We start from the raw sequence: 24245 nt of genomic DNA, 5'->3' as shown, positions 1-24245 counted from the left end.
CGGCTCCGGCGCAGGACGTCGGACCGGCCGACTTCCGGTGCGGGGAGCGGCTGACGCTGCGGCACATCGCCGGTCGGCGGAGCGTCGTAGCCCTCGGTGGCGCGCACGAGAAGTCGGCTGCGTCGACTTCCTGTACAGCGGCAGGCCTCGGACGTGGGCAGGCGCAGGGCCGAAGTCCCGGTGGCGCGCGCAGGAAGTCGGATGGGTCGACTTCCCGTGCGGTGGTGTGGGAGGGGTCAGGGGGTGGTGACGCCGTAGAAGGCGACGGCGGCTGCGGCGCCGACGTTGAGGGAGTCGATGCCGTGGGCCATGGGGATGCGGACCGCGTGGTGGGCGGCGGCGATGGCCCGGGGGGTGAGGCCGTCGCCTTCGGCGCCGAGCAGGAGGGCCGTCCTGGGGAGGGTGTGGGGCGCGAGGCCGGCCAGGTCGACGGCGGTGTCGGCGGGGGTGAGGGCGAGGAGGGTGAAGCCGGCCTCGCGGACGGTGTCGAGGCTGGCGGGCCAGGGGTCGAGGCGGGCGTACGGAACCGCGAAGACCGCGCCCATGGAGACCTTGACGGCGCGGCGGTAGAGCGGGTCGGCGCAGTCCGGTGAGAGCAGGACGGCGTCCATCCCGAGGGCGGCGGCGCTGCGGAAGATGGCGCCGAGGTTGGTGTGGTCGACCAGGCCTTCGAGGACGGCGACCCGGCGGGCCCCGGTGAGCACCTCGGCGGCGTCCGGGAGGGGCTTGCGCTCCATCGAGGCGAGGGCGCCGCGGTGGACGTGGTAGCCGGTGACGGCCTCGGCGAGCGCGGGTTCGACCACGTGGACGGGGGCGTCGGCGTCGGCGATGACGTCGGCCATGACGTCGAGCCACTTGGCGGTCAGCAGCATCGACCGCATCCGGTAGCCGGCCGCGAGGGCGCGGCGGATGACCTTCTCGCCCTCGGCGATGAACAGGCCTTCGGCGGGTTCGCGTCGACGGCGCAGCTCGACGTCGGTGAGGCCGGTGTAGTCGGCGAGGCGGGGGTCGGCGGGGTCGGTGATGGTGCTGGGTTCGGACACCCTGCGATCTTGCCAAGCCCGGGCGGGGAAGGCCAAACGGCCGAAGGGACGGGGTGGTCCCGGGCTAGCCAGAGTGCAAATATGACCGTATGGCCCGATTTGCGGGCCGATCCTGGGCTCCGTCGGCCTCTGGTGCCACCGGCGACGCCGGTTCCTCCGGTGGGCGCCCACACGGTCGGCAACAGCTGCCCCGCACCGAGCGGTCACGACCGGCGCGGCACCGCTCGGTGGCCGGGCAGGTGTTCGCGCTGCAGATCCTGATCGTGCTGCTGCTGGTGGCGGGGGCCGCGGTGGCGCTGGTGGTGCAGTCGCGCAACGACGCCGACCACGAGGCGCGCAACCGGTCGGTGGCGGTCGCCCAGGCCTTCGCCAACTCGCCGGGGATGGTGGCGGCGCTGCGCTCCCCCGACCCGACCGCGGTGCTCCAGCCGAGGGCGGAGGCCGCGCGGGCGTCCTCGGGGGTGGACTTCATCGTCGTGCTGAACGACCAGGGCATCCGCTACACCCACCCCAACCCGGCCCGGATCGGCAAGAAGTTCGTCGGCACGTACGAACCCGCGCTGCACGGCCAGGTGGTGACCGAGCACCTCACCGGCACCCTCGGCCCGCTGGTCCAGGCGGTGGTACCGGTGGACGCGCCGGACGGCTCGGTGGCCGGGCTGGTCTCGGCAGGGGTCACCCTGAGCTCGGTGTCGACGGCGAGCGAGCGCCAGTTGCCGGTGGTGCTGGGCGCGGCGGCGGGGGCGATAGGCCTGGCGACCCTGGGCACGGCCCTGATCAGCCGACGGCTGCGGCGGCAGACCCACGGGCTGGGACCGGTCGAGATGACCAGGATGTACGAGCACCACGCGGCCGTGCTGCACGCGGTGCGCGAGGGCGTCGTGATCATCGGCGGGGACGGGCGGCTGCTGCTCTGCAACGACGAGGCGCGCCGGCTGCTGGACCTGCCGCCGGACGCCGAGGGCCGCCCGGTGACCGACCTGGGCCTGGAGCCCGCCCCGCTGGAGCTGCTGACCGCCGACCGGCCGGTGACCGACGAGGTGGTGCTGGCCGGGGAGCGGCTGCTCGCGGTGAACGTCCGGCTGACCGACCGGGACGGCGGTCCGCCCGGCTGCGTCGCCACGCTGCGCGACTCCACCGAGCTGCGGGCGCTGACCGGCCGGGCCGAGGGCGCGCAACGGCGGCTGCGGCTGCTGTACGACGCCGGGATGACGGTGGGCAGTTCGCTGGACGTGACCCGGACCGCGGAGGAGCTGGCGCAGGTCGCGGTGCCGCGCTTCGCGGACTTCGTGACGGTGGACCTCGCCGAGCAGGTGCCGGCCGGTGAGGAGCTCCCGCCGGGCGCCCCGCTGGGCCGGATGTGCCGGGCCGCGTTGGCCGGGGTCAGGGACGACGCGCCGTTCCACCCGGTGGGCACCGTCCTGGACGTGGTGCCCGCCACCCCGCTCGCCGCGACCCTGGACAGCGGCCTGTCGCGCCTGGAGCCGGAGCTGGCGCGGGCCCGGGACTGGCGGGCGCAGGACCCGGAGCACTCGGAGCAGTTGCTGGCGTACGGGGTGCACTCGCTGGTGCGGGTGCCGCTGCGGGCGCGCGGGGTGCTGCTGGGGGTGGTCCGGTTCTGGCGGGCGGAGCGGCCGGAGCCGTTCGAGCCGGAGGACCTGAGGCTGGCCGAGGAGCTGGTGGCGCACGCGGCGGTGTGCGTCGACAACGCCCGCCGGTACACCCGCGAGCACGCCATGGCGGTGACGCTCCAGCACAGCCTGCTGCCGCGCAGCCTGCCGGAGCAGGACGCGCTGGAGGTGGCGCACCGCTACCTGCCGGCCCAGGCCGGGGTGGGCGGCGACTGGTACGACGTGATCCCGCTGCCGGGCGCGCGGGTGGCGCTGGTGGTCGGCGACGTGGTCGGCCACGGGCTGCACGCGGCGGCGACGATGGGGCGGCTGCGGACCGCGATCCACAACTTCTCGACGCTCGACCTGCCGCCGGACGAACTGCTGGGCCATCTGGACGAGCTGGTGAACCGCATCGACCAGGAGGAGGCGGGCGACGACGGGAGCGCCGGCCTGACCGGGGCGACCTGCCTGTACGCGATCTACGACCCGGTGTCCCGGCGCTGCACGCTGGCCGGTGCCGGGCACCCGCCGCCGGCCGTGGTGGACCCGCAGGGCCGGGTGGTGTTCCCGGAGCTGCCGACCGGTCCGCCGCTGGGGCTGGCGGTGCTGCCGTTCGAGACCGTCGAGCTGGAGCTGGCCGAGGGCAGTCGGCTGGTGCTGTACACGGACGGGCTGGTGGAGGCCCGCGAGCGGGACATCGACGAGGGCCTGGAGCTGCTGCGGGCGGCGTTGGGCGGGCCGCCGCGCACGCCCGAGCAGACCTGCGCGGACGTGCTCGGGGTGATGCTGCCGGCGCATCCGGAGGACGACATCGCGCTGCTGGTCGCGGAGACCAGGGTGCTGGCGGCGGACCGGGTCGCGCAGTGGGAGGTGCCCGCCGAACCGGCGGCGGTGGGGGCGGTGCGGGAGCAGGTGGCGCGGCGGCTGGCGGACTGGGGGCTGGACGAGGCCGCGTTCGTCACCGAACTGATCCTGAGCGAACTGGTGACCAACGCGATCCGGTACGGCTCCGGGGCGATCCGGGTGCGGCTGATCCGCGACCGCTCGCTGATCTGCGAGGTGTCGGACGGCAGCAGCACCTCGCCGCACCTGCGGTACGCGGCGACCGAGGACGAGGGCGGGCGCGGGCTGTTCCTGGTCGCGCAGTTCGCGGACCGCTGGGGGACGCGCTACACGGCGACCGGGAAGGTCATCTGGACGGAGCAGTCCTTGGAGTAGGGGGGAGCGCGGAGCGGGAAGTCGGACCGGCCGACTTCCCGCGCGTCACGTTCAGGGCCGGACGGCGGCGGCCAGCACGTTCACCACGTCGCCGACCACGATCACCGCCGGGGGCTTGACGCCCTCGGCCTCGACCACGGCGGCGACGGTGGCCAGGGTGGCGTCCACCCGGCGCTGGGCGGCGGTGGTGCCCTCCTGGACGATCGCGACCGGGGTCGAGGCCGGGCGGCCGTGCTCGACCAGCTTGGCGGCGATGGCGCCGATCTTGTCCACGGCCATCAGCAGCACCAGGGTGCCGGTCAGCCCGGCGACGGCCGCCCAGTTGGTGACCGACCGCGGGTCGTCCGGCCCGACGTGGCCGGAGACCACGGTGAACTCCTGGGTCAGCCCGCGGTGGGTGACCGGGATGCCGGCCGTCTCCGGGACGCTGATCGAGCTGGAGATGCCGGGCACCACGGTGACCGGGATGCCCGCCTCGGCGCAGGCCAGCAGCTCCTCGCCGCCGCGGCCGAAGACGTACGGGTCGCCGCCCTTGAGCCGGACCACGAACTTGCCGGCCTTGGCGTGCTCGATCAGCGACTCGTTGATCGCCTCCTGGGCCATCTGGCGCCCGTACGGGATCTTGGAGGCGTCGATCACCTCGACGTGCTCGGGGAGTTCGGCGAGCAGCTCGCGCGGGGCGAGGCGGTCGGCCACCACGACGTCGGCGTCGGCGAGCAGCCGGCGGCCGCGCACGGTGATCAGGTCCGGGTCGCCGGGGCCGCCGCCGACCAGCGCCACCCCGGCGCCGTGCGAGCGGTAGGAGCGGGCGGCCAGCGAGCCGTCCCGGAGGCCGCCGACGATGGCGTCGCGCAGGGCGGCGGAGTGCCGCGGGTCACCGGTGAGCACGGCGACGGTGGCGCCGGCGTCGCGGCCGCTGGCCGGCGTCCAGGCGGTGGCGGCGGCCGCGTCGTCGCTGCGGGAGCAGAACACCCGCTCGCGCTCGGCCTCCGCGCTGACCGCGGCGTTGACCGCCGGGTCGTCGGTGGCGACCAGGACGTACCAGGTGCCGGCCAGGTCCCCGTCCGCGTACGGGCGGGCGTGCCAGGTCAGCTCGCCCGCGTCGGCCATGGCCTGGACGGCGGGGGTGGTGGCCGGGGATATCAGGTGCAGCTCGGCGCCGGAGGCGATCAGGGCGGGCAACCGGCGCTGCGCGACCTGGCCGCCGCCGACCACGACGACGCGACGTCCGGCCAGCAGCAGACCGACCGGGTACGGGGTCCGGCCCTCGGTGCCGGGGTGCGGGGTGGGCGCGCTCATCGGCGGTGCTCCTGATCGGGATGAGGGGGCGGTGCGGGTGGTGCGCCGCTCCGGAGACCGGGCGGCAAGTACACCGCTCCGCGGGCCGGCGCGCCCTCGGGCCGGTCCGCGGAGCGGTGCGGTGGTGCGTCAGGCCTTCTCGGTGACCCCGGCGGAGTCGAAGGTGGCTACATCGTGCATCGCGCGGGCGGCACTCTGCACCAGCGGCAGGGCCAGCAGGGCACCGGTGCCCTCGCCGAGCCGCAGGTCCAGGTCGATCAGCGGACGCAGGCCCAGCTTCGCCAGCGCGGCCTGGTGGCCGGGCTCGGCGGAGCGGTGGCCGGCGATGCAGGCGGCCAGCACCTCGGGGGCGATCGCCTTGGCGACCAGTGCGGCCGAGCCGGCGATCACGCCGTCCAGCACCACCGGGGTGCGCAGCGAGGCGGCGCCCAGCAGGAAGCCGGCGATGGCCGCGTGCTCCAGGCCGCCGACGGCGGCCAGGACGCCGATCGGGTCGTTCGGGTCGGGCTGGTGCAGGGCCAGCGCCGCGCGGACGACCTCGATCTTGCGGGCGTGGGTCTCGTCGTCGATGCCGGTGCCGCGGCCGGTCACCTCGGCCGGGTCGAGGCCGGTGAACACCGAGATCAGGGCGGCCGAGGCGGTGGTGTTGGCGATGCCCATGTCGCCGGTGACCAGCGCCTTGTTGCCCGCCGCGACCAGGTCGCGGGCGGTCTCGATGCCGACCTCGACCGCCTGGAGGGCCTCCTCGCGGGTCATCGCCGGGCCCTGGGTCATGTCGGCCGTGCCGGGCCGGACCTTGCGCGGCAGCAGGCCGGTGGCGTGCCCCTGCTGGACGGCCTGCGGCAGCTCGGCGGCGACGCCGACGTCCACCACGCAGACCTCGGTGCCGATCTGCTTGGCGAAGGAGTTGATCACCGCTCCCCCGGCCAGGAAGTTGGCCACCATCTGGGCGGTCACCTCCTGCGGCCAGGGGCTGACGCCCTGGGCGTGCACGCCGTGGTCGCCCGCGAAGATCGCCACGCAGGCGGGCTCCGGGATCGGCGGCGGGCACTTGCGGGACAGGCCGCACAGCTGGGCGGAGATGATCTCCAGCATGCCGAGCGAGCCGGCCGGCTTGGTCATCCGCTTCTGGCGGTCCCAGGCCTCGCCGAGCGCCTTGGCGTCCAGCGGGCGGATGCCGCGCAGGGTGTCGGCGAGCAGGCTCTGCGGCTCCTCGCCGGGCAGCGCGCGGTTGCCGTACTGCTCCTCGTGGACGACCCAGGCGAGCGGGCGCTTCTTCGCCCAGCCCTGCTGCTCGAGCTCGGGCTCGTCCGGGAACTCGTCGACGAAGCCGACGCACAGGTAGGCGACGACCTCCAGGTGCTCGGGCAGGCCGAGCTCGCGGACCAGCTCCTCGTCGTCGAAGAAGCTCACCCAGCCGACGCCCAGGCCTTCGGCGCGGGCGGCCAGCCAGAGGTTCTCGACGGCCAGGGCGGCCGAGTACGGGGCCATCTGCGGCTGGGTGTGCCGACCGAGGGTGTGCCGACCGCCGCGGGTGCGGTCGGCGGTGACCACGATGTTCACCGGGGTGTCGAGGATCGCCTCGATCTTGATCTCCCGGAACTGCTTGGCCCGGCCCTTCGGCAGCGAGTCCGCGTACGCCTCGCGCTGGCGCTCGGCCAGGGCGTGCATCCGCTTGCGGGTCTTCGCCGAACGGATCACCACGAAGTCCCAGGGCTGGGAGTAGCCGACGCTGGGCGCGGTGTGGGCGGCCTCCAGGACCCGGATCAGCACCTCGTGCGGGATCGGGTCCGGGCGGAAGCCGTTGCGGATGTCGCGGCGCTCGCGGATCACCTGGTGGACGGCGTCGCGGCCGGCCTCGTCGTAGCCGGGGGCGGCGGGGCCGCGGGGCTCGGCGGGCTGCTCGGGCTCGGCGGAGTCGGCGGGCTGCTCGCCCTCGGCGGCGGGGGCGGCGGACTCCGCCCCGGCCTCGGCCTCGACCGGCACGGCGGGATCGGTCTGCTCGGCCGGCTCGGGCTGCTCAGGCTGTTCGGCCGCGGGCTGCTCGGCCGGGGCCTCGGGCTGCGGCTCCTCGGCGACCGGGGCCGCCGGGGGCTGCTCGGCCTGCTCAGCGGGCTGTTCGGCCTGGGCCTCGGGCTGCTCGACGGCGGGGGCCTCCTCCTGGGCGGCCTCCGGTGCGGCGACGGTCGCGGCCGGCTCGGCCGGGGCCTCGGCCGGGTCCGGCTCGGCGGCCGGGGCCTCCACGGGCTGCTCGACGGCCTCGGCGGTCGGCTGCTGCTCGGTCTCCGGAGCGGCGGCCTCGGCGGGCTGCTCGACGGTCTCCGGGGCGACGGCCTCGACGGGCTGCTCCGGCTGCTCGGTCTGCTCCGCGACCGGCTCGGCCGGGGCCTCGACGGGTGCCTCCGCCGGCACGGCCTCCGCCTGCTCGCCCTCGGCGACGGCGGGCTCGACGGCAGCCGGTTCGGCGGCGGCGGCCTCGGCGACCGGCTCCGGCCCGACGGCCTCGGCGACCTCGATCGTTCCAGCAACCTCGACGGCCTCGCCGGTCTCCGCGACGGCCTGACCGGAGGGCATCTCACCGGTACCGGCGGCGGTCTCGGCGACCGGCTCGGCCACGACGGCCGGAGCCGCCTCGACGACCGGTACCTCGACGACCGGGACCGGCTCGGCGGCCGGCGGGACCTCGACGGCCTGCGGCGCCTCGGCGGCCGCTATGGGGACCGGCTGCTCCTGCGCCGCCTCCTCGACCACCGGAACCTGCTGGGCCGCGCCGACCTTGGGCAGGCCGTGCGGGGTCGGCGCGGCGAGGAAGGCGGAGATCCGGCGCGGCGGACCGGCCGGGGCGGCGGCCTCGGCCTGCTCGGCGGGGACGGCGGCCTCCGCCGCAACGGGCTCGGCAGCGCCCTCGGGCACGCCGGTCTCCGGGGCGGTGGCCTCGACGACCACGGTCTCGATCGCGGCGCTCTCCGCCACGGGGGCCACGGGGGCCACCAAGGCCTCGGCGACCGACGGGACGGCGGCCTCCGCCGGAACCGGCTCGACCGTGACGGCCGGGTCGGCCTCGACGGCGGGCTGGACCGGGACGGCCTCGGCGACCGGCACAACGTGGACGGCGTCCGGCAGCTCGACGACCTCGACCACCTCGATGGCACCGACCGTCTCGACGGCCAGCATCCCCTCGACCGGCTGCGAGGCCAGCGGCACCTGCTGGTAGCCCTGGCCCTGCGGGACCTGGTGAACCTCGGGCCCGCCCTCGACCGTACCGATCACCGGGGGCACCGGCGCGGCGGGCGCCGTCGGGGCGGCCTGCGGCACGACGGGTGCCGTCGGCGCGACGGTCTCGCCCATCGGCGGCCGGCCGACCACCGGGATGCCGTGCGCCGGCGTGCCGCCCTGCGAGGGGCCGCGGTCGGCCAGCGAACGGACCGGCACCTGGCCGGTCATCAGCGACGGGTCCGGGATCGGCGGGCCGGCGTGCAGCGGACGGCGCGGCTGCTGAGCCTGCGTCATCGGCTGCTGCGCCTGCGGCTGGGCCGGGGCGGCGTGGAGCGGCTGCTGCTGGACGGGCTCGCCGCCGAGCACCGGCGGGTCGACCGGCGGCCAGGACGGCTCGACCGGGGTGCCGTCCGGCTGCGGCGCGAACGGCGCCTGGTCGGCGCCCCAGGAGCCCTGCGGACCGGGCATCAGCAGGACGTCGTCGTCATCGTCCAGCCCGTCCGGCTGGTCGACGAAGTGGAAGGCCGGGCGCGGGGCGGCGCCCTGGTCGACGGTCCAGCCGTCGCCCGGGGACGCCGGGGAGGGCACGCCGGGGACGGTGAAGTTCGACTGCCCCTCGAAGACCGGCTGCGCCTGGGGCGGGATCACACCCGCGCCGGGCAGGCCGCCGAGCGGCGCCGCCGGGTCGGGGAGCACGCCGTCGGTCGCGACGCCCTGCAAGGGTGCAACGCCCGCGACGCCCTCCGGTCCGCCGAGCGGGCCGGGCCCGACGTGCAGGTGCTCCGGCAGTCCCTCGCCCGGGACGTGGCCGCCATCGGTCATTGTCAAAGCTCCTTCCAGGCCGCTGCCGCGCCCCTTGGCGACGCGATCACCGACCGCAGCGCCCATCCGCACGGGCCGGGCCTGCACCGACCCGCCCCTCAACCACACGTGGCCGCCGCGCCGTGGCGCTGCGGCCCAAGTCCTTCCGGCGCGCTGCGGCACCCCGGCCCGGGCCCCGCCCGGACGGACGGTGCGCCGTCTGAATCAACGACAACCCGGAGCAACCGGCACGACCGCACCGGACCCTACGGCATTCTCCAGGTCCGGCAGGCGGCCCGTCGAATTGCCCACACTCCGAGCGGAACCGGGTTGCACCACGTCAAAAAGGTGACAAACCGACCGAATCGGGTGGGTCGCCGGCGGCTGCAGCCGCCTGGGACGCCACACTACCGGCCCGGCGCGGTGACCTCTCGAATCGGTGTCCGGATGCGACCTGGATCACCGCACGGTCCGCCCGGCAGCCCCGGCGCGTGCCCGAGCCCTTCACACGATCTGCTCACCCCAGAGCAGCAGTGCGCCGTCCGCGCCCGCTCCGAGCGTCAGTGCGCCGCCCTCCTCGGCGGCCCGCAGCGGGGTGGACTGGAGCAGCGCGCCGTCCGCCCGGTAGCCGGCCCCGACGATGGCCCGGCGGATCTCCTCGGCCTCGCCGAAGGTCCGGGCCAGGGCGACGAAGCGCTCGGGCCGGCGGGCCAGTACCGCCCGCACGACGTCGAGGCCGCCGGACTCCACCACCGCGGCGTCCGGCTCCGGCAGTCCGCCGAGCACCTCGGGGCCCTGCCCGTAGACCGCCTCCACCTCGACCCCGTACCGGCGGGCGTTGACGGTGAGCCGGGCACAGGCCGAGCGGGAGGACTCGACCGCGACCACGGCGGCGCCGAACCGGGCCGCCTCCACCGCGAGGGCGCCGCTGCCCCCGCCGACCGACCAGACCAGGTCCCCGGGACGTGCACCCAGACGGGCCAGCACCAGGGCGCGCACGTGCGCGGGCAGCGCCTCCGACGCGCCCGGCTCGCCTTCCGTGCGCCCCGCGCCCGCGTAGGCGTCGCCGGGGAGCGCCCAGCCGCGGTCCGCGCCCGGGTAGCCCAGCGGGCGCCCGGCCAGCCAGCCGGCCGCCTCGCCGACCGCGCCGGCCTGGGCGCCGCCGCCGATCACCAGCACCACGTTGGGGTCGCGCCAGGTGTGGTCGGCGATCCGGTCGGAGGTGAGGACGGTGACGTCCTCCTCCGGGGTGCCGAGGGCCTCGCAGACCACGAAGGTCCGGTGCACCCCGCGCAGCATCAGGGCGAGTTCGCCCGGCCCGGCGCCCGGGGCGGTGAGCACCGCGACCTTGGGGTGGGCCCGGCAGATGTTGGCCGCCCGGCGCAGCCGTCCGCCGTGGGCGCTGACCACCTGGGCGTCCTCCCAGGGCATGCCGGCCCGGGCGAAGGCGGTGGCGACCGAGGAGACGGCGGGCAGGACTTCGAGTTCGAGGCCGTACTCGGGGCGGCGCAGGGTGCGCACCACGCCGAAGAAGCCCGGATCGCCCTCGGCGACCACGACGGCGGCGCCGCGGTGCTCGGCGATCCTGCGGGCGGCCTGCTGGACGTTGCCGAGGGCGAACCGCTCCGCCCCCTCCGGTACCGGGAGGGCGTCCAGTTGGTAGGGCGCTCCGGCCACCAGGGTCGCCGCGGCGAGGGCCGCGCCGGCGGCCTCGGTCAGCGGCGTACCGTCCCACCCGATGACCGTGATCCGGTCAGCCATCTGCGGCCGTTCTCCCTCGACTCGATGCGCGGCTCGTCGCGCCGGCGGTCCGGTGCCGACGGCGCTGCGTCGGCTGCGTCGGGTCGGCGGTGCTGCGCCGACTCCGCGGGGCCCGCTGTGTGGCACCGGTGAGAGGCTACCGGGTGCGGTCGTCCGGAGGCCGACATCCCGCACACATGTCCGCGCCGGGTGGGGTGACCAGCGGCGGGATCAGTCGCGCAGCGCGTAGCGGTGGTCGCCGTGCCAGCCGTCGCGGTGCAGTCCGGGCGACTCCAGGTCCTCCGGGAGCAGACTCCACAGGATCAGATCGCTGCGGCCGTCCCCCCCGGTCTCGCCGGACTCGCCGCGGACTATCCAGGCGCTGCGCAGCACGCCCTCGCTGATGCCGCCGATCTTCTGGGCGACCTGCTGGGCGGCGGTGTTCCCGGCGGCGGTGCGCAGTTCCAGGCGCAGGAAGCCCCGGTCCTCGAACAGCCACTGGGCGACGCCGAGGACGGCCTCCGGGGCGTAGCCCTCGCCGCGTGCCCAGACGGCGGTGACGTAGGAGATCTCGGTGCTGCGCAGCCGCCAGTCGGTGTTGCGCAGTTCGACCAGCCCGACCAGGCGCTGGGTGAGGTGCTCGGTGACGGCGAAGACGATGCCGCGCCCGGCGGCGCGGTGGGCGGGGGCGAGGGTGCGGACGAGCTCGGCCGCGTGGGCCTCGGTGAAGGGGTGCGGGAGATCGGTCCAGGCCAGCACGAGGTCGTCGGCCATCATGGTGGCCAGGCCGGGGGCGTCGTCCTCCGCAAGGGGCCGCAGCAGCAGCCGTTCGGTGCTGATGGCGGTCTCGGGGAAGCTCGCTGCCATGCCGTCTCTCCTCGCCGGGTCGTGAACACAACACCGTACGCCTCCGTCGCGCACCGGCCGTCACGCGGTGCGCCGCCCGCACGACGGTACGTCAGAACCCGGTCTGCCGTGGTGTCCCTGGTGCATACTGCCCGATCAGGCCCCCGCCGAGGTGCGGCGGGGGCCTGGTCGGGCGCTGCGCGGGGTGTGACCGTACGACGGTCGGCCCGGTCAGAAGGCCGGGATGACCGCGCCCTGGAAGGTGTCGTTGATGTACTTCTTGACCTCGTCGGAGTGCAGCAGCTCGGCCAGCTTCTTCACCCGCGGGTCGTTCTCCTTGCCCTTCTTGACGGCGAGGATGTTGGCGTACGGGTTGCCCTCGGCCTTCTCCAGCACCAGCGCGTCGGTGGTCGGCTTGAGACCGGAGTCGATCGCGTAGTTGCCGTTGATCACACCGGCGTCGAGGTCGGGGAGGGAGCGGGGGATCTGGGCGGCCTCCAGCTCCTTCCACTTGAGGTTCTTCGGGTTGCCGGTGACGTCCGCCGGGGTGGCGGCGGTGCCGGCGCCGTCCTTGAGGGTGATCAGCTTGTTGTCGGCGAGCAGCTTGAGCGCGCGGCCCTCGTTGGTGGCGTCGTTCGGCAGGCCGACGGTGGCGCCCTCCGGCAGGTCGTTGAGCGACTTGACCTTCTTGGAGTAGACGCCGAGCGGCTCCAGGTGCACCGGCTCGACCGACACGATGTCCGTGCCGTTCTTCTTGTTGAAGTCCTCCAGGTACGGGAGGTGCTGGAAGTAGTTGGCGTCGGCCGAACCGTCCTGCACCGCCGTGTTGGGGGTCACGTAGTCCGTGACCTCCTTGATGTCGAGCTTGAGGCCCGCCTTGGCCGCGAGGTTGTCCTCGACGAACTTGAGGATCTTCGCGTGCGGGGTCGGGCTGGCCACGACCTTCAGCGGGGCGTTCGGGTCCGAGGAGGACGAACCCGAGCTGCCGCAGGCGGCCAGCGACAGGGCGAGGCCGGCGGTGGCGAGGACACTGATGGACTTCACAACGTTGCGCACGAAAAGTGCCTTTCTGCGTGATGCGGGGAGCCGCGTCCGGAGGTCGGACGTGGGAGGTCTAGGAGGCGACGAGGTCCTCGTCGGGGGTGGTGGCGCGCGGGCGGAGCAGGCGGGTGCGTCCGCCGCCGCGGCCCCGGTTGGCGAGCCGGCGCACGGCGTAGTCGCCGGCCAGCTGGATGATCGTGACGATGATCGCGATCTCGGCCACGATGATCCACATGAAGGCGGTCTCGAAGCGCAGGTAGCCGTAGCGGTAGGCGAGGTCGCCGAGGCCGCCGCCGCCGACCGTGCCGGCCATCGCCGAGTAGCCGATCAGCGCGATGACCGTGGTGGTGACGGAGGCGACGATGCCGGGCAGCGCCTCGGGCACCAGCGTCTTGCGGACCAGCGTCCAGGTGCTGCCGCCCATCGCCTGCACGGCCTCGACCAGTCCGCGGTCGACCTCCCGGACGGAGGTCTCGACCAGCCGGGCGAAGAACGGGATCGCGCCGACGGTCAGCGGGACGGTCGCGGCCTGCCAGCCCAGGGAGTTGCCGGTCAGCCAGCGGGTGAAGGAGATCAGCGCGATCATCAGGATGATGAACGGCAGCGAGCGGGTGAGGTTCACCACCGCGCCGAGCACCTTGTTCACCGGCTGGTTCTGCAGCGCGCCGCCCTTGGAGGTGAGCACCAGCAGGACGCCGAGCGGCAGACCGAGCAGCACGGTGCACAGGGTCGCGACCCCGACCATCTGGAAGGTCTCCTGGGTGGCGGGCCACATCAGGTCCTGCATCTGGTCCCAGCTCAGGCCGCTCATGCCACCGCTCCGTTCGCCGCGCCGATCACGTCCACCTGGAGGCCCTGCTCGCGCAGGTAGCCGATCGGCACCACGTTGTCCTGGTGGCCGCCGGGCAGCTCGACCCGCATCCGGCCGACCATCCGGCCGGCGATGGTCTCCACCGCGGCGCCGAGGATGTTGATGTCGATCTGGTAGGTGCGGGCCAGCTGGGAGACGAACGGCTGCGCCGGGGTGTCGCCCTGGAAGGTGATCTCCAGCACGGTCGCGCCGGGGTGGCCGGTGCCGAACTCGCTCAGCGGGAACAGCTCGCGGGCCAGCTCGGAGCCGGGCTCGGCCAGCAGGTCGGTCAGCTCGCCGGACTCCACCACCCGGCCGCCGCGCATCAGGGCGGCGGAGTCGCAGACGGACTTGATGACGTCCATCTCGTGGGTGATCAGCAGGACCGTCAGGCCCAGCTGCTGGTTGAGGTCGCGCAGCAGCTTGAGGATCGAGCGGGTCGTCTCCGGGTCGAGCGCCGAGGTGGCCTCGTCGGAGAGCAGCACCTTGGGGTCGCCGGCCAGGGCGCGGGCGATGCCCACGCGCTGCTTCTGGCCGCCGGACAGCTGGTTGGGGTAGCTGCGGGCCTTGTCGGCGAGGCCGACCAGGTCGAGCAGTTCGGCGGCCCGGCGGCGGCGCTGGGTGCGGTCCAGGCCGATGATCTCCAGCGGGAGTTCGACGTTCTGCTGCACGGTGCGGGAGGAGAGCAGGTTGAAGTGCTGGAAGACCATGCCGATCCGGCGGCGCGCCTCGCGCAGTTCCCTGCCGGCCCGGTTCTCGCCGCCGGACAGCGCCGTGAGCTCGACCCCGTCCACGGTGACCGTGCCGGAGGTCGGGCGCTCCAGCATGTTCACGCAGCGGATGAGGGTGGACTTGCCGGCACCGCTGGTGCCGACGACTCCGTAGACCTCGCCCGGGCGGACGTGCAGGTCGACGCCGGCGAGGGCGGTCACCTCGCGGCCTCGGGAACGGTAGACCTTCGTCAGGTCCGTGGTGGTGATCACAGCTGCTTCCGTGGGTCGGGGGCGGGCGACGGTTTCGGCCGCCCGACCGGGGTGCGGTCGGCGGTGTCCTACGACGCCTCGCCAGGGGGATCCGGACCTGCCACCTCTTGATCGTGGCCGTAGAACGGCCGGGCCGCGCGACGGCGTGGCCCTAACGAGTCATCGACGGCCGCGGGTGGGCGGGCACGCCGGAGGGGAGGGTCCGGGGATTCCGGGGTTCCGGGAGGGGGCGCGCTCGCACGGGCGGGAGCGGCGCCGGAGTCTCGCTTCGGGGCGCGAGGGGGTGGCACCCGCGACGGGTGCCGGGGGCGATGGCCCTCAGCAGTGACACATTCGACGGCACATGGCACGCTCACCTGCCGGCAGCGTGCCGGTGGGGGTCCAGTTCGTCGTCGCAGTCATGTGAGCCAGTAAAACAGATGGGCCGATGGACGCCCAACTGTTCGGGCCCGACTGTCCGCATTGCGGACACGGGCCTTCGGGGATCGGGGTGGAACGCCTCGACGCCGCCACCGGGCGGTCCGGATGGTGGCGGCGTCGGGGATGCCCGGGTACGGCCCCGGATCAGGCGGTCCGGGCGAGCGGGGTGGCGACCGGCTTCTCCAGGTGCACGAAGCTCAGCCGGTTGGTGACCGGCTCGACGGCGGTCTGCCGGTAGCCCTGGCGGGCGTACAGCCGCAGGTTGCCGAGGCTGCGGTGGCCGGTGAACAGTCGGTAGGCCGTCACCGGGCGGCCGCCCTCGGCCATCCGGCGCTCCAGCGCGTCCAGCAGGCGGCCGCCCAGGCCGTGGCGTTGCATCCGGGGGTGGACCACCAGATGCCCTATCCGGCCGATCCCCTCGGCGTCGACGTGACCGCGGACGGCGCCGACCACCTCGTCGCCCAGCCGGGCGACCAGGACGTGCTGCTCGGTCAGTTCGCTGCGCAGGCTCTCCAGGCTCTGTGTCAGGGGCTCGATCGCCCAGTCGCCGTACAGCTCCGCCTCGGGCTGGTAGCCCAGGTACTGGAGCTTGAGGATCTGCTCCGCATCCTCGGCCGCAGCGGCCGAGATGATCACGCTCATGCCCATGTGGAGGGGCCTCCCCAGTCGTCGTGCCCGGCGCGCAGAGGGTGGCGCGCTCACGCTCAGTATCCGAGCGTATGCGCCACCGTCAAGAGTGACGTTCGCCAGCGTGCTACCCGGGTGTCAGGTTCCCTCAACCTTCGCGGGGGCAGACGTGGCAAGGGTCACGCCGGACCGGGGCGGGGCGACACGCCGCGCGCGGGGCGGGGCCGGGTGTGCGGCGCCCGGGTGAGCGGAGCGGGCCGGTCCCGGTCAGGGGTAGCGCTCGGCGTGCAGCAGCAGCCGCAGGCAGGCCAGGCAGCGGGAGCGGGTGGGGCCGATGGAGCCGCGCGGCATGCCGAGGCGTTCGGAGAGCTCCCGGTAGGTGGGCGGCGGATCCTCGGCGAGGGCGGCGATCAGCTGGGGGCAGCGGCCGGGCAGGGCGGCGACGGTCTCGCGGACCACGCGGCGGCGGTGTTCGGCGAGGTAGACGTCCTCGGCGGAGGGGACGGACGGAAGGGGGGTGCACACACCGTGCTTGACGGGCAAGGGCGGGGCCGGTTACGCCCGGACCGGGGCACGCCCCCGGGAGGGGCGCGCCGGTCGGACCGCCGCGCCCCTCCGTGCCCCGCCAGGGGTCAGCCCTGGACCCACTCCTGCTGCCGCGCCAGGTCCGCCTTGACCTCGGCGAGCTGGACCGCGACGGCCGAGGGGGCGGTGCCGCCGCGCCCGTTGCGGGCGGCGATGGCGCCGTGCACGCTGAGCACCGACCGGACCTCGGGGGTCAGGTGGGCGGAGATCGAGGCGAACTGCTCGTCCGTCAGGTCGGAGAGCTCGATGCCCCGGGCCTCGCAGACCTTGACGCAGGCGCCGGCCACCTCGTGCGCGACCCGGAACGGCACGCCCTGCTTGACCAGCCACTCGGCGATGTCGGTGGCCAGCGAGAAGCCGGCCGGGGCCAGCTCCTCCAGCCGCTCGCGGTGCACGGTGAGGGTGGCCATCATCCCGGTGAACGCGGGCAGCAGCACCTCCAGCGTGTCGCAGGAGTCGAAGACCGGCTCCTTGTCCTCCTGGAGGTCCCGGTTGTAGGCGAGCGGCAGCGCCTTGAGGGTGGCCAGCAGGCCGGTCAGGTTGCCGATCAGCCGGCCGGACTTGCCCCGGGCCAGCTCGGCGATGTCCGGGTTCTTCTTCTGCGGCATGATCGAGGAACCGGTGGAGAAGGCGTCGTGCAGGGTGATGAAGCCGAACTCCTTGGTGTTCCAGATGATCACCTCCTCCGCGATCCGGGAGAGGTTGACCCCGATCATCGCGGTGACGAAGGCGAACTCGGCGACGAAGTCGCGCGAGGCGGTGCCGTCGATGGAGTTGCCGACCGAGCCGCCCTCGAAGCCGAGGTCGGCGGCGACCGCCTGGGGGTCGAGGCCGAGCGAGGAGCCGGCCAGCGCGCCGGAGCCGTACGGGGAGACGGCGGTGCGGGCGTCCCACTGGCGCAGCCGCTCGGCGTCCCGGCCGAGGGCCTGCACGTGCGCGAGGACGTGGTGGGCGAAGAGCACCGGCTGGGCGTGCTGGAGGTGGGTGCGGCCCGGCATCGCGGTGTCCGGGTGGGCCTCGGCGAGGCCGACCAGGGCGTGCTGGAGGTCGAGCAGCAGGCCGCCGATGGTCCTGGCGTGGTCCCTCAGGTACATCCGGAACAGGGTGGCGATCTGGTCGTTGCGCGAGCGCCCGGCCCGCAGCTTGCCGCCGAGGTCGGCGCCGAGGCGCTCCAGCAGGCCGCGCTCCAGGGCGGTGTGGACGTCCTCGTCGGCGACGGTGCCCACGAAGGTGCCGGCCCGGACGTCGGCGAGCAGCTGGTCGAGGCCGGCCAGCATGCCGGCCAGCTCCTCGTCGGAGAGCAGGCCGGCCCGGTGCAGCACCCGGGCGTGGGCCTTGGAGCCGGCGATGTCGTACGGCGCGAGCCGCCAGTCGAAGTGGACCGAGGCGGAGAGCCGGGCCAGCGCCTCGGACGGGCCGTCGGCGAAGCGCGCGCCCCAGAGGCGGACGTCGGAGGACTGCTGGGCGGTCATCGCGGTGGCTCCTTCACGGATGTACGGTGAGTGGCATAAGTATGCATCAGACCGTATGAAACACAAAACCCCGGTCGAAGGGGATCCTTCGACCGGGGTTCGTGCCGCCTCCGGGCCCGGCCGGGCCTACTGGGCCTTGGCCTGGGCGAGTTGCATCAGGTGGTCGGCCAGCGCCTGGCCGCCGGCCGGGTCGCGGCTGATCAGCAGCACGGTGTCGTCGCCCGCGATGGTGCCGATGATCTCGAACACCTCGGCCTGGTCGATCGCCGAGGCGAGGAACTGCGCGGCCCCGGGCGGGGTGCGCAGCACCACCAGGTTGCCGGAGGCGGTCGCGGAGACCATCAGCTCGCCCGCCAGTCGGGCCATCCGGCCCTCGCTGGCCGACTCCCCCATCGGCGCCCGCGGCGTGCGGTCGCCGCCCTCGGCGGGGACGGCGTAGATCAGCGCGCCGTCCCTGTTGCGGATCTTGACCGCGCCCAGCTCGTCCAGGTCCCGGGAGAGGGTGGCCTGGGTGACCACCAGTCCGTCGTCGGCGAGCAGCTTGGCGAGCTGGCTCTGCGAACGCACGGGCTGGCGGGTGAGCAGATCCACGATCCGCCGGTGGCGCGCGGTGCGGGTCTGCGGGACCTGCGGCGTCGGGCCGGCGGCGGACGGGCCGGAGTGGGAATCGGTCATGTGATTATTCTCCCGGACGACGGTCAACTCGCATCGGCCGGGGCGCTCTCGCGCACCGTCCGGAGGATGCCCGGCAGCGCGTCGAGGAAGGCGTCCGCCTCCTGCTCGGTGAGCACCAGCGGGGGCGCCAGCCGCACCGCGTCCGGCACGGCGGCGTTGACCAGGAAGCCCGCCTGCTGCGCGACGGCCTGCACCCGGGCCGCGACCGGCTCGGTGAGCACGATGCCGAGCAGCAGCCCGGCCCCGCGCACGTGCGAGACCAGCGGGTCGCCGATCGCCTCGACGCCGTGCCGCAGCCGGTCGCCGATCTTGCGGACGTGCTCCAGCAGGCCCTCGGACTCGATGGTGTCCAGCACCGCGAGCCCGGCCGCGGCGGCCACCGGGTTGCCGCCGAAGGTGGTGCCGTGCTGGCCCGGGGTGAGCAGGTCGGCGGCCGGGCCGAAGGCCAGCACCGCGCCCATCGGCAGGCCGCCGCCGAGCGCCTTGGCCAGCGTGACCACGTCCGGCTCGACGCCCTCGACGGCCTGGTGGGCGAACCAGTACCCGGTGCGGCCGACGCCGGTCTGGATCTCGTCCAGGACCAGCAGGGTGCCGGTGGCCCGGGTGATCTCGCGGGCCGCCCTCAGGTAGCCGTCGGGCAGCGGGATCGCGCCGTTCTCGCCCTGGACCGGCTCCAGGAAGACCGCGGCGGTCTCGGTGGTGACGGCCGCGCGCAGCGCCTCGACGTCGCCGAACGGGACGTGGGTGACGTCACCGGGCAGCGGCTGGAACGGCGCCTGCTTGGCGGGCTGGCCGGTGAGCGCGAGGGCGCCCATGGTCCGGCCGTGGAAACCGCCCTGGAGGGCGACCAGACGGGTGCGGCCGGTGCGCCGGCTGATCTTGAAGGCGGCCTCGTTGGCCTCGGCGCCGGAGTTGCAGAAGAACACCCGGCCGCCCTCCCGGCCGTCCAGCCGCAGCAGCCGCTCGGCGAGGGCGATGGTCGGCTCGGCCATGAAGAGGTTGGAGACGTGGCCCAGGGTGGCGATCTGCCGGCTGACCGCCTCGACCACGGCCGGGTGGGCGGTGCCGAGGGCGTTGACGGCGATGCCGCCCAGCAGGTCGGTGTACTCCTTGCCGTCGGCGTCCCAGACCTTGACGCCCTCGCCGCGCACCAGCGGGATCCGGGGGGTGCCGTAGTTGTCGGTGAAGGAGTGCTGCCAGCGGTCGGTGAGCTGCTCGTTGTGCGTCATGCCAGTCCCCCGGTCACGGTCGGCTCGTCGTCCGGCACGACCATCGTGCCGATGCCCTCGTCGGTGAAGATCTCCAGCAGCAGGCTGTGCTGCACCCGGCCGTCCAGCACGCGGGCGGTGCCCACGCCGGAGCGGACGGCGCGCAGGCAGCCCTCCATCTTGGGGAGCATGCCGCTGGCCAGGCCGGGCAGCAGTCCCTCCAGTTCGCTCGCGTTGAGCTGGCTGATCACGTCGTCGGAGTTCGGCCAGTCCTTGTACAGGCCCTCGACGTCGGTCAGCACCACGAGCATCTCGGCGCCGAGGGCGACCGCCAGGGCGGCGGCCGCGGTGTCGGCGTTGATGTTGTAGACGTGGTTGTCGGCGCCCCGGGCGATCGAGGAGATGACCGGGATCCGGCCGTCGGCGATCAGCGCCTTCACCGCGCCGGCCTCGATGTTGACGATGTCGCCGACCTGGCCGATGTCGACCTGCTCGCCGTCCACCACCGCGTAGCGCTTGACCGCCGTCATGGTGTGGGCGTCCTCGCCGGTCATGCCGACCGCGAACGGGCCGTGCTCGTTGAGCAGGCCGACCAGCTCGCGCTGGACCTGGCCGGCCAGCACCATCCGGACCACGTCCATGGTCTCGGGGGTGGTGACCCGCAGGCCGTTGGTGAAGCTGGACTCCAGGCCGAGCTTCGCCAGTTGGGCGCTGATCTGCGGGCCGCCGCCGTGCACCACGACGGGGTGCAGCCCGGCGTAGCGCAGGAAGACGACGTCCTGGGCGAAGGCCGCCTTGAGGCTCTCGTCGACCATGGCGTTGCCGCCGAACTTGATCACCACGGTCTTGCCGTGGAAGCGCTCCAGCCAGGGCAGCGCCTCGATCAGCGTCAGGGCCTTGGGCAGCGCGGTGTTGTTGCGGGCCTGTTCGCCCTTGGGTGCGATCTGCACGGGATTCCCTCGTCGGAACGGATGCCGGCTGCGGTGGACCGGCCGGCGCGGCTCAGCTGGAGTAGGCGCTGTTCTCGTGGACGTAGTCGGCCGTGAGGTCGTTGGTCCAGAGCGAGGCGCTCGCCGCACCGGCGTTGAGCCGGGCGGTGATGACGACCTCGCGGCCCTTCATGTCCACCAGCTCGCGGTCCTCGCCGACGCCGCCGTCCTGGCAGACCCAGACCCCGTTGATGGCCACGTCCAGCCGGTCGGGGTCGAAGGCGGCGGTGGTGGTCCCGATCGCGGACAGCACCCGGCCCCAGTTGGGGTCCTCGCCGTGGATGGCGCACTTGAGCAGGTTGTTGCGGCTGATGGTGCGGGCGACCTCGACCGCCTCGTCCTCGGTGGCGGCGTCGGTGACGTCGATCCGGATGTCCTTGCTGGCGCCCTCGGCGTCGCCGATCAACTGGCGGGCCAGGTCGGCGCTGACGGTGCGGACGGCCTCGGCGAACTCGACCGCGTCCGGGGCGGTGCCGGTGGCGCCGGAGGCGAGCAGCAGCACGGTGTCGTTGGTCGACATGCAGCCGTCGGAGTCGATCCGGTCGAACGTGGTGCGGGTGGCGTCGCGCAGCGCGGCGTCCAGGGCGGCGCTGTCCAGGTCGGCGTCGGTGGTGAGGACGACCAGCATGGTGGCCAGGCCGGGGGCGAGCATGCCCGCGCCCTTGGCCATGCCGCCGACCGTCCAGCCGGCCGGGCTGGTGTACCGGGCGGTCTTGTGCACGGTGTCGGTGGTCTTGATGGCGATCGCGGCGGCCTCGCCGCCGGCCGCGCTGAGCTCGCCGGCGGCCAGGGTGACGCCGGGCAGCAGGATGTCCATCGGCAGCCGGACGCCGATCAGGCCGGTGGAGGCGACGGCGACCTCGCCGGCGTTGAGCCCCAGCTCGGCGGCGACCTTCTCGGCGGTGGCGTGGGTGTCCTGGAAGCCGGCCGGACCGGTGCAGGCGTTGGCGCCACCGGAGTTGAGCACGACGGCGGAGACCCGGCCGCCCTTGAGGACCTGCTGGGACCAGAGCACGGGCGCGGCCTTGACCCGGTTGGAGGTGAAGACGCCGGCCGCCGCGAACGAGGGGCCGTCGTTGACCACCAGGGCGAGGTCCGGGGTGCCGGAGGCCTTGATGCCCGCGGTCACGCCGGCGGCCCGGAAGCCCTGGGCGGCGGTCACGCCGATGTTCGGGGTGGTCACGGTGCGACTCCGTTCAGCGGAAGGCCCAGCTCCTCGGGGAGGCCGAGGGCGATGTTCATGCTCTGCACCGCGCCGCCGGCGGTGCCCTTGACGAGGTTGTCGATCGCGCTGATCGCGATGATCCGCCCGGCGGTGGCGTCCAGGGCGACCTGGACCAGGGCGGCGTTGGCGCCGTAGACGCTGCTGGTCTGCGGCCACTGCCCCTCGGGCAGCAGGTGGACGAAGGGCTCGTCGGCGAACGCCTCGGTGTAGGCGGCGCGCAGGCTCCCGGCGCTCACCCCCGGCTTCGCCTTGGCGGAGCAGGTGGCGAGGATGCCGCGCGGCATCGGGACGAGGGTCGGGGTGAAGGACACCGTGACCGGCCCGCCGGCCAGCGGGCTCAGGTTCTGCACCATCTCCGGGGTGTGCCGGTGCACGCCGCCGACGCCGTACGGGCTGACGCTGCCCATGACCTCGCTGCCGAGCAGGTGGGTCTTGGCCGCCTTGCCCGCACCGGAGGTGCCGGAGGCGGCGACCACCACGGCCTCCGGCTCGGCGAGGTCGGCCGCGTAGGCCGGGAAGAGCGCCAGGGAGACGGCCGTCGGGTAGCAGCCGGGCACGGCGATCCGGTTGCTGCCCTTCAACGCGGCGCGGTGGCCGGGGAGTTCGGGCAGGCCGTAGGGCCAGGTGCCGGCGTGGGCGCTGCCGTAGAACTGCTCCCAGTCGGCGGCGGCCTTGAGCCGGAAGTCGGCTCCGCAGTCGACCACCAGGACGTTCTGGCCGAGAGCCTCGGCGACGGCGGCGGACTGGCCGTGCGGCAGCGCCAGGAACACCACGTCGTGGTCGGCCAGCACCTCGGGGGTGGTGGCCTCGAGGACGCGGTCGGCCAGCGGGACCAGGTGCGGCTGGAGCGCGCCCAGCCTGGTCCCCGCGTTCGAGCCGCCGGTCAGCGCCCCGATCTCCACCTCCGGGTGGCCGAGCAGCAGGCGCAGCACCTCGCCGCCCGCGTACCCGCTCGCACCGGCGACGGCGACTCGCAATGCCATGGCGTTCCTCCTTTGTTGTGGCATGAATATACGCGTGAGGGAAAATCCATGCAAGGCTGGGTCGGTCCGCTGCGGCCACGGGGTCGCGGCGGCGCGGACCCGGCCGGGCCCCGGTCGGGGGCCGGCCGCGGGCGCTACCGCCGGACCGCCCGCAGTACGACGAACTTCGGGTTCCCGGCGACGAGTTGGCAGTTGCCGAAGAGCTTGCGCAGCTTCACGTGGTAGCCGAGGTGGCGGTTGCCGACCACCCACAGCTCCCCGCCCGGCCGCAGCGCCCGCCGGGCGCCGGTGAACATCCGCCAGGCGGTGGCGTCGGTGGTGGCCTGCTGGGAGTGGAACGGCGGATTGTTGAGCACCAGGTCCACCGAGCCGGGGGCGAACACCGCCGGGTCGAGCGCGTCCGCGGTGCGGAACTCGGCCCGGGCGTCCGGGCCCAGGTTGGTGCGGAAGGTCTCCTCCGCGGAGGCCACCGCCTGGTGCGACTCGTCCACGAACACCAGCTCCGCGCCGGGCCCGGCCAGCGCCGCGGCGGTACCGACCACGCCGTTGCCGCAGCCCAGGTCGACCACCCGGTCGCCGGCGGCGGGGGTGGGCACGTGGGCCAGGAGGAACCGGGTGCCGATGTCGAGCCGCTCGGCGCAGAAGGTGCCCGCGTGGTTGACCACGGTGCGGCCGGCCGCCGGGCCGATGTCCGCCGGCAGCGCGTAGCGGTGCGGCCACGGGTTGGGGCCGGGGTCGAGCGCCGGATCGGGGGTGCAGAAGATCAGCCGGGCCTTGCGGGCCGCGAGCGAGGTGCGGGTCGGGCCGAGGATCCGCTCGAAGAGCTCCAGGGTGGAGGTGTGGATCTCGGTCACCATGCCGGTGCCGACCACGACCGTGCCGGGGTGGAGCGCCGGGGCGAGCCGGTGCAGCTGGTCCTCCAGCAGGGCCAGGCTCTTGGGGACGCGCACCAGCAGGACGTCGATCCGCTCCGGCGGGGTGTCCCGGGTGGTGCGCAGCCGGGCCTCGTCGACGGCCGCACCGGCCCGGGCGAGGTTCTCCCGGGTGGCCTGCCGGCCGAGGTGGGAGTCGCTGATCTGGACCGGTTCGAACCGCGCCAGGGCGGTGGCCAGCGCGCCCCAGCGGTCGCCCAGGACGGCGATCCGGCGGCCGGCCAGGTCGGTGGCGACACCGGCGGCGCTGTCGGCCTCGCCGGCGAGGTGGCGCAGCAGGTACTCGTCGGCGGCGTCCCAGGCCCGCAGCCGCTCGCGCGGATCCACCGGGAAGCGGGTCAGGTCGAGGGTGCCCCAGGGGGTCGCGAACGTGGTTGCGGACGGTGACGAGGCGGGCGTGGTCTGCGGATTCATCGTGTTCTCAGGCTATCCGAAGGTCCGCCGGGGAACGGTTTCGGCAGATACTGGAAGAGCCCGAC

General features: G+C 74.4%; 18 protein-coding genes. 1 reads left to right on the top strand and 17 read right to left on the bottom strand.

Annotated features, from left to right (window positions below):
- Nucleotides 1-236: 236 nt before the first annotated feature.
- Nucleotides 237-1043, bottom strand: coding sequence for an RNA methyltransferase (locus AB0O91_RS02280; RefSeq protein WP_363427225.1), 807 nt, complete (start codon nt 1041-1043; stop codon nt 237-239).
- 89 nt (nt 1044-1132) lie between these two features.
- Here AB0O91_RS02280 and AB0O91_RS02275 point away from each other — a divergent pair, with 89 nt between their 5' ends.
- Nucleotides 1133-3874 carry a SpoIIE family protein phosphatase gene (locus tag AB0O91_RS02275; protein ID WP_363427224.1) on the top strand — a complete coding sequence of 914 codons (2742 nt, stop codon included), beginning with the start codon at nt 1133-1135 and terminating at the stop codon, nt 3872-3874.
- A gap of 51 nt (nt 3875-3925) precedes the next feature.
- Here AB0O91_RS02275 and cobA read toward each other — a convergent pair whose 3' ends face one another.
- The 16 genes from cobA to AB0O91_RS02195 form a co-directional block, all read right to left on the bottom strand.
- Nucleotides 3926-5173: a uroporphyrinogen-III C-methyltransferase gene (gene cobA / locus AB0O91_RS02270; RefSeq protein ID WP_363427223.1), complete on the bottom strand. Its 1248-nt coding sequence runs from the start codon at nt 5171-5173 to the stop codon at nt 3926-3928.
- Between the two features lie 129 nt (nt 5174-5302).
- Complete coding sequence (gene cobT, locus AB0O91_RS02265; RefSeq protein WP_363427222.1) at nt 5303-9211, bottom strand: nicotinate-nucleotide--dimethylbenzimidazole phosphoribosyltransferase; 3909 nt, start codon at nt 9209-9211, stop codon at nt 5303-5305.
- Between the two features lie 483 nt (nt 9212-9694).
- A complete protein-coding gene (gene cbiE / locus AB0O91_RS02260) occupies nt 9695-10951 on the bottom strand; it encodes a precorrin-6y C5,15-methyltransferase (decarboxylating) subunit CbiE (protein ID WP_363427221.1) in 1257 nt (418 codons plus the stop codon).
- Nucleotides 10952-11161: 210 nt separating this feature from the next.
- A complete protein-coding gene (locus AB0O91_RS02255) occupies nt 11162-11797 on the bottom strand; it encodes a GNAT family N-acetyltransferase (RefSeq protein ID WP_363427220.1) in 636 nt (211 codons plus the stop codon).
- A gap of 210 nt (nt 11798-12007) precedes the next feature.
- Nucleotides 12008-12832 (bottom strand): MetQ/NlpA family ABC transporter substrate-binding protein, encoded by an 825-nt coding sequence (locus AB0O91_RS02250; protein ID WP_363427219.1) that lies wholly within the window; start codon nt 12830-12832, stop codon nt 12008-12010.
- 58 nt (nt 12833-12890) lie between these two features.
- Complete coding sequence (locus AB0O91_RS02245) at nt 12891-13619, bottom strand: methionine ABC transporter permease (protein ID WP_363427395.1); 729 nt, start codon at nt 13617-13619, stop codon at nt 12891-12893.
- 5 nt (nt 13620-13624) lie between these two features.
- Nucleotides 13625-14650, bottom strand: a complete 1026-nt coding sequence (locus tag AB0O91_RS02240; RefSeq protein ID WP_363427218.1) for an ATP-binding cassette domain-containing protein — start codon at nt 14648-14650, stop codon at nt 13625-13627.
- Nucleotides 14651-15214: 564 nt separating this feature from the next.
- On the bottom strand, nt 15215-15718 hold the full coding sequence (locus AB0O91_RS02235; RefSeq protein WP_363427217.1) for a GNAT family N-acetyltransferase: 504 nt from the start codon (nt 15716-15718) through the stop codon (nt 15215-15217).
- A gap of 246 nt (nt 15719-15964) precedes the next feature.
- Nucleotides 15965-16222 carry a sigma-70 family RNA polymerase sigma factor gene (locus tag AB0O91_RS02230; protein ID WP_050366885.1) on the bottom strand — a complete coding sequence of 86 codons (258 nt, stop codon included), beginning with the start codon at nt 16220-16222 and terminating at the stop codon, nt 15965-15967.
- A gap of 107 nt (nt 16223-16329) precedes the next feature.
- Complete coding sequence (argH, locus tag AB0O91_RS02225) at nt 16330-17754, bottom strand: argininosuccinate lyase (protein ID WP_363427216.1); 1425 nt, start codon at nt 17752-17754, stop codon at nt 16330-16332.
- Nucleotides 17755-17880: 126 nt separating this feature from the next.
- Complete coding sequence (locus tag AB0O91_RS02220) at nt 17881-18429, bottom strand: arginine repressor (protein WP_363427215.1); 549 nt, start codon at nt 18427-18429, stop codon at nt 17881-17883.
- Between the two features lie 23 nt (nt 18430-18452).
- The gene (locus tag AB0O91_RS02215) at nt 18453-19658 is read right to left on the bottom strand and encodes an acetylornithine transaminase (RefSeq protein ID WP_363427214.1); all 1206 of its coding nucleotides are present in this window, start codon (nt 19656-19658) and stop codon (nt 18453-18455) included.
- The gene (gene argB, locus AB0O91_RS02210; protein WP_363427213.1) at nt 19655-20587 is read right to left on the bottom strand and encodes an acetylglutamate kinase; all 933 of its coding nucleotides are present in this window, start codon (nt 20585-20587) and stop codon (nt 19655-19657) included. Before argB ends, AB0O91_RS02215 begins: the two co-directional genes overlap by 4 nt.
- Nucleotides 20588-20639: 52 nt before the next feature.
- Nucleotides 20640-21794 carry a bifunctional glutamate N-acetyltransferase/amino-acid acetyltransferase ArgJ gene (gene argJ / locus AB0O91_RS02205; RefSeq protein WP_363427394.1) on the bottom strand — a complete coding sequence of 385 codons (1155 nt, stop codon included), beginning with the start codon at nt 21792-21794 and terminating at the stop codon, nt 20640-20642.
- A gap of 11 nt (nt 21795-21805) precedes the next feature.
- A complete protein-coding gene (gene argC, locus AB0O91_RS02200) occupies nt 21806-22834 on the bottom strand; it encodes an N-acetyl-gamma-glutamyl-phosphate reductase (RefSeq protein WP_363427212.1) in 1029 nt (342 codons plus the stop codon).
- 134 nt (nt 22835-22968) lie between these two features.
- On the bottom strand, nt 22969-24180 hold the full coding sequence (locus tag AB0O91_RS02195) for a methyltransferase (RefSeq protein WP_363427211.1): 1212 nt from the start codon (nt 24178-24180) through the stop codon (nt 22969-22971).
- Nucleotides 24181-24245 lie beyond the last annotated feature (65 nt).

Origin of the sequence: Kitasatospora sp. NPDC089797 (assembly GCF_040684795.1) — a bacterium.
GTDB lineage: Bacteria > Actinomycetota > Actinomycetes > Streptomycetales > Streptomycetaceae > Kitasatospora.
The sequence above is the reverse complement of the archived record's forward strand: the minus strand, read 5'-3'. Positions and strand labels throughout refer to the sequence as shown.

Excerpts from the sequence above, each read along its gene's own strand:
- AB0O91_RS02235 (WP_363427217.1), bottom strand. The coding sequence starts at position 15,718 with ATGGGCATGAGCGTGATCATCTCGGCCGCTGCGGCCGAGGATGCGGAG.
- AB0O91_RS02275 (WP_363427224.1), top strand. The coding sequence starts at position 1,133 with ATGGCCCGATTTGCGGGCCGATCCTGGGCTCCGTCGGCCTCTGGTGCC.
- AB0O91_RS02195 (WP_363427211.1), bottom strand. The coding sequence starts at position 24,180 with ATGAATCCGCAGACCACGCCCGCCTCGTCACCGTCCGCAACCACGTTC.
- cobA (WP_363427223.1), bottom strand. The coding sequence starts at position 5,173 with ATGAGCGCGCCCACCCCGCACCCCGGCACCGAGGGCCGGACCCCGTAC.
- argC (WP_363427212.1), bottom strand. The coding sequence starts at position 22,834 with ATGGCATTGCGAGTCGCCGTCGCCGGTGCGAGCGGGTACGCGGGCGGC.
- cobT (WP_363427222.1), bottom strand. The coding sequence starts at position 9,211 with ATGACCGATGGCGGCCACGTCCCGGGCGAGGGACTGCCGGAGCACCTG.
- cbiE (WP_363427221.1), bottom strand. The coding sequence starts at position 10,951 with ATGGCTGACCGGATCACGGTCATCGGGTGGGACGGTACGCCGCTGACC.
- AB0O91_RS02255 (WP_363427220.1), bottom strand. The coding sequence starts at position 11,797 with ATGGCAGCGAGCTTCCCCGAGACCGCCATCAGCACCGAACGGCTGCTG.
- AB0O91_RS02215 (WP_363427214.1), bottom strand. The coding sequence starts at position 19,658 with ATGACGCACAACGAGCAGCTCACCGACCGCTGGCAGCACTCCTTCACC.
- AB0O91_RS02220 (WP_363427215.1), bottom strand. The coding sequence starts at position 18,429 with ATGACCGATTCCCACTCCGGCCCGTCCGCCGCCGGCCCGACGCCGCAG.
- argH (WP_363427216.1), bottom strand. The coding sequence starts at position 17,754 with ATGACCGCCCAGCAGTCCTCCGACGTCCGCCTCTGGGGCGCGCGCTTC.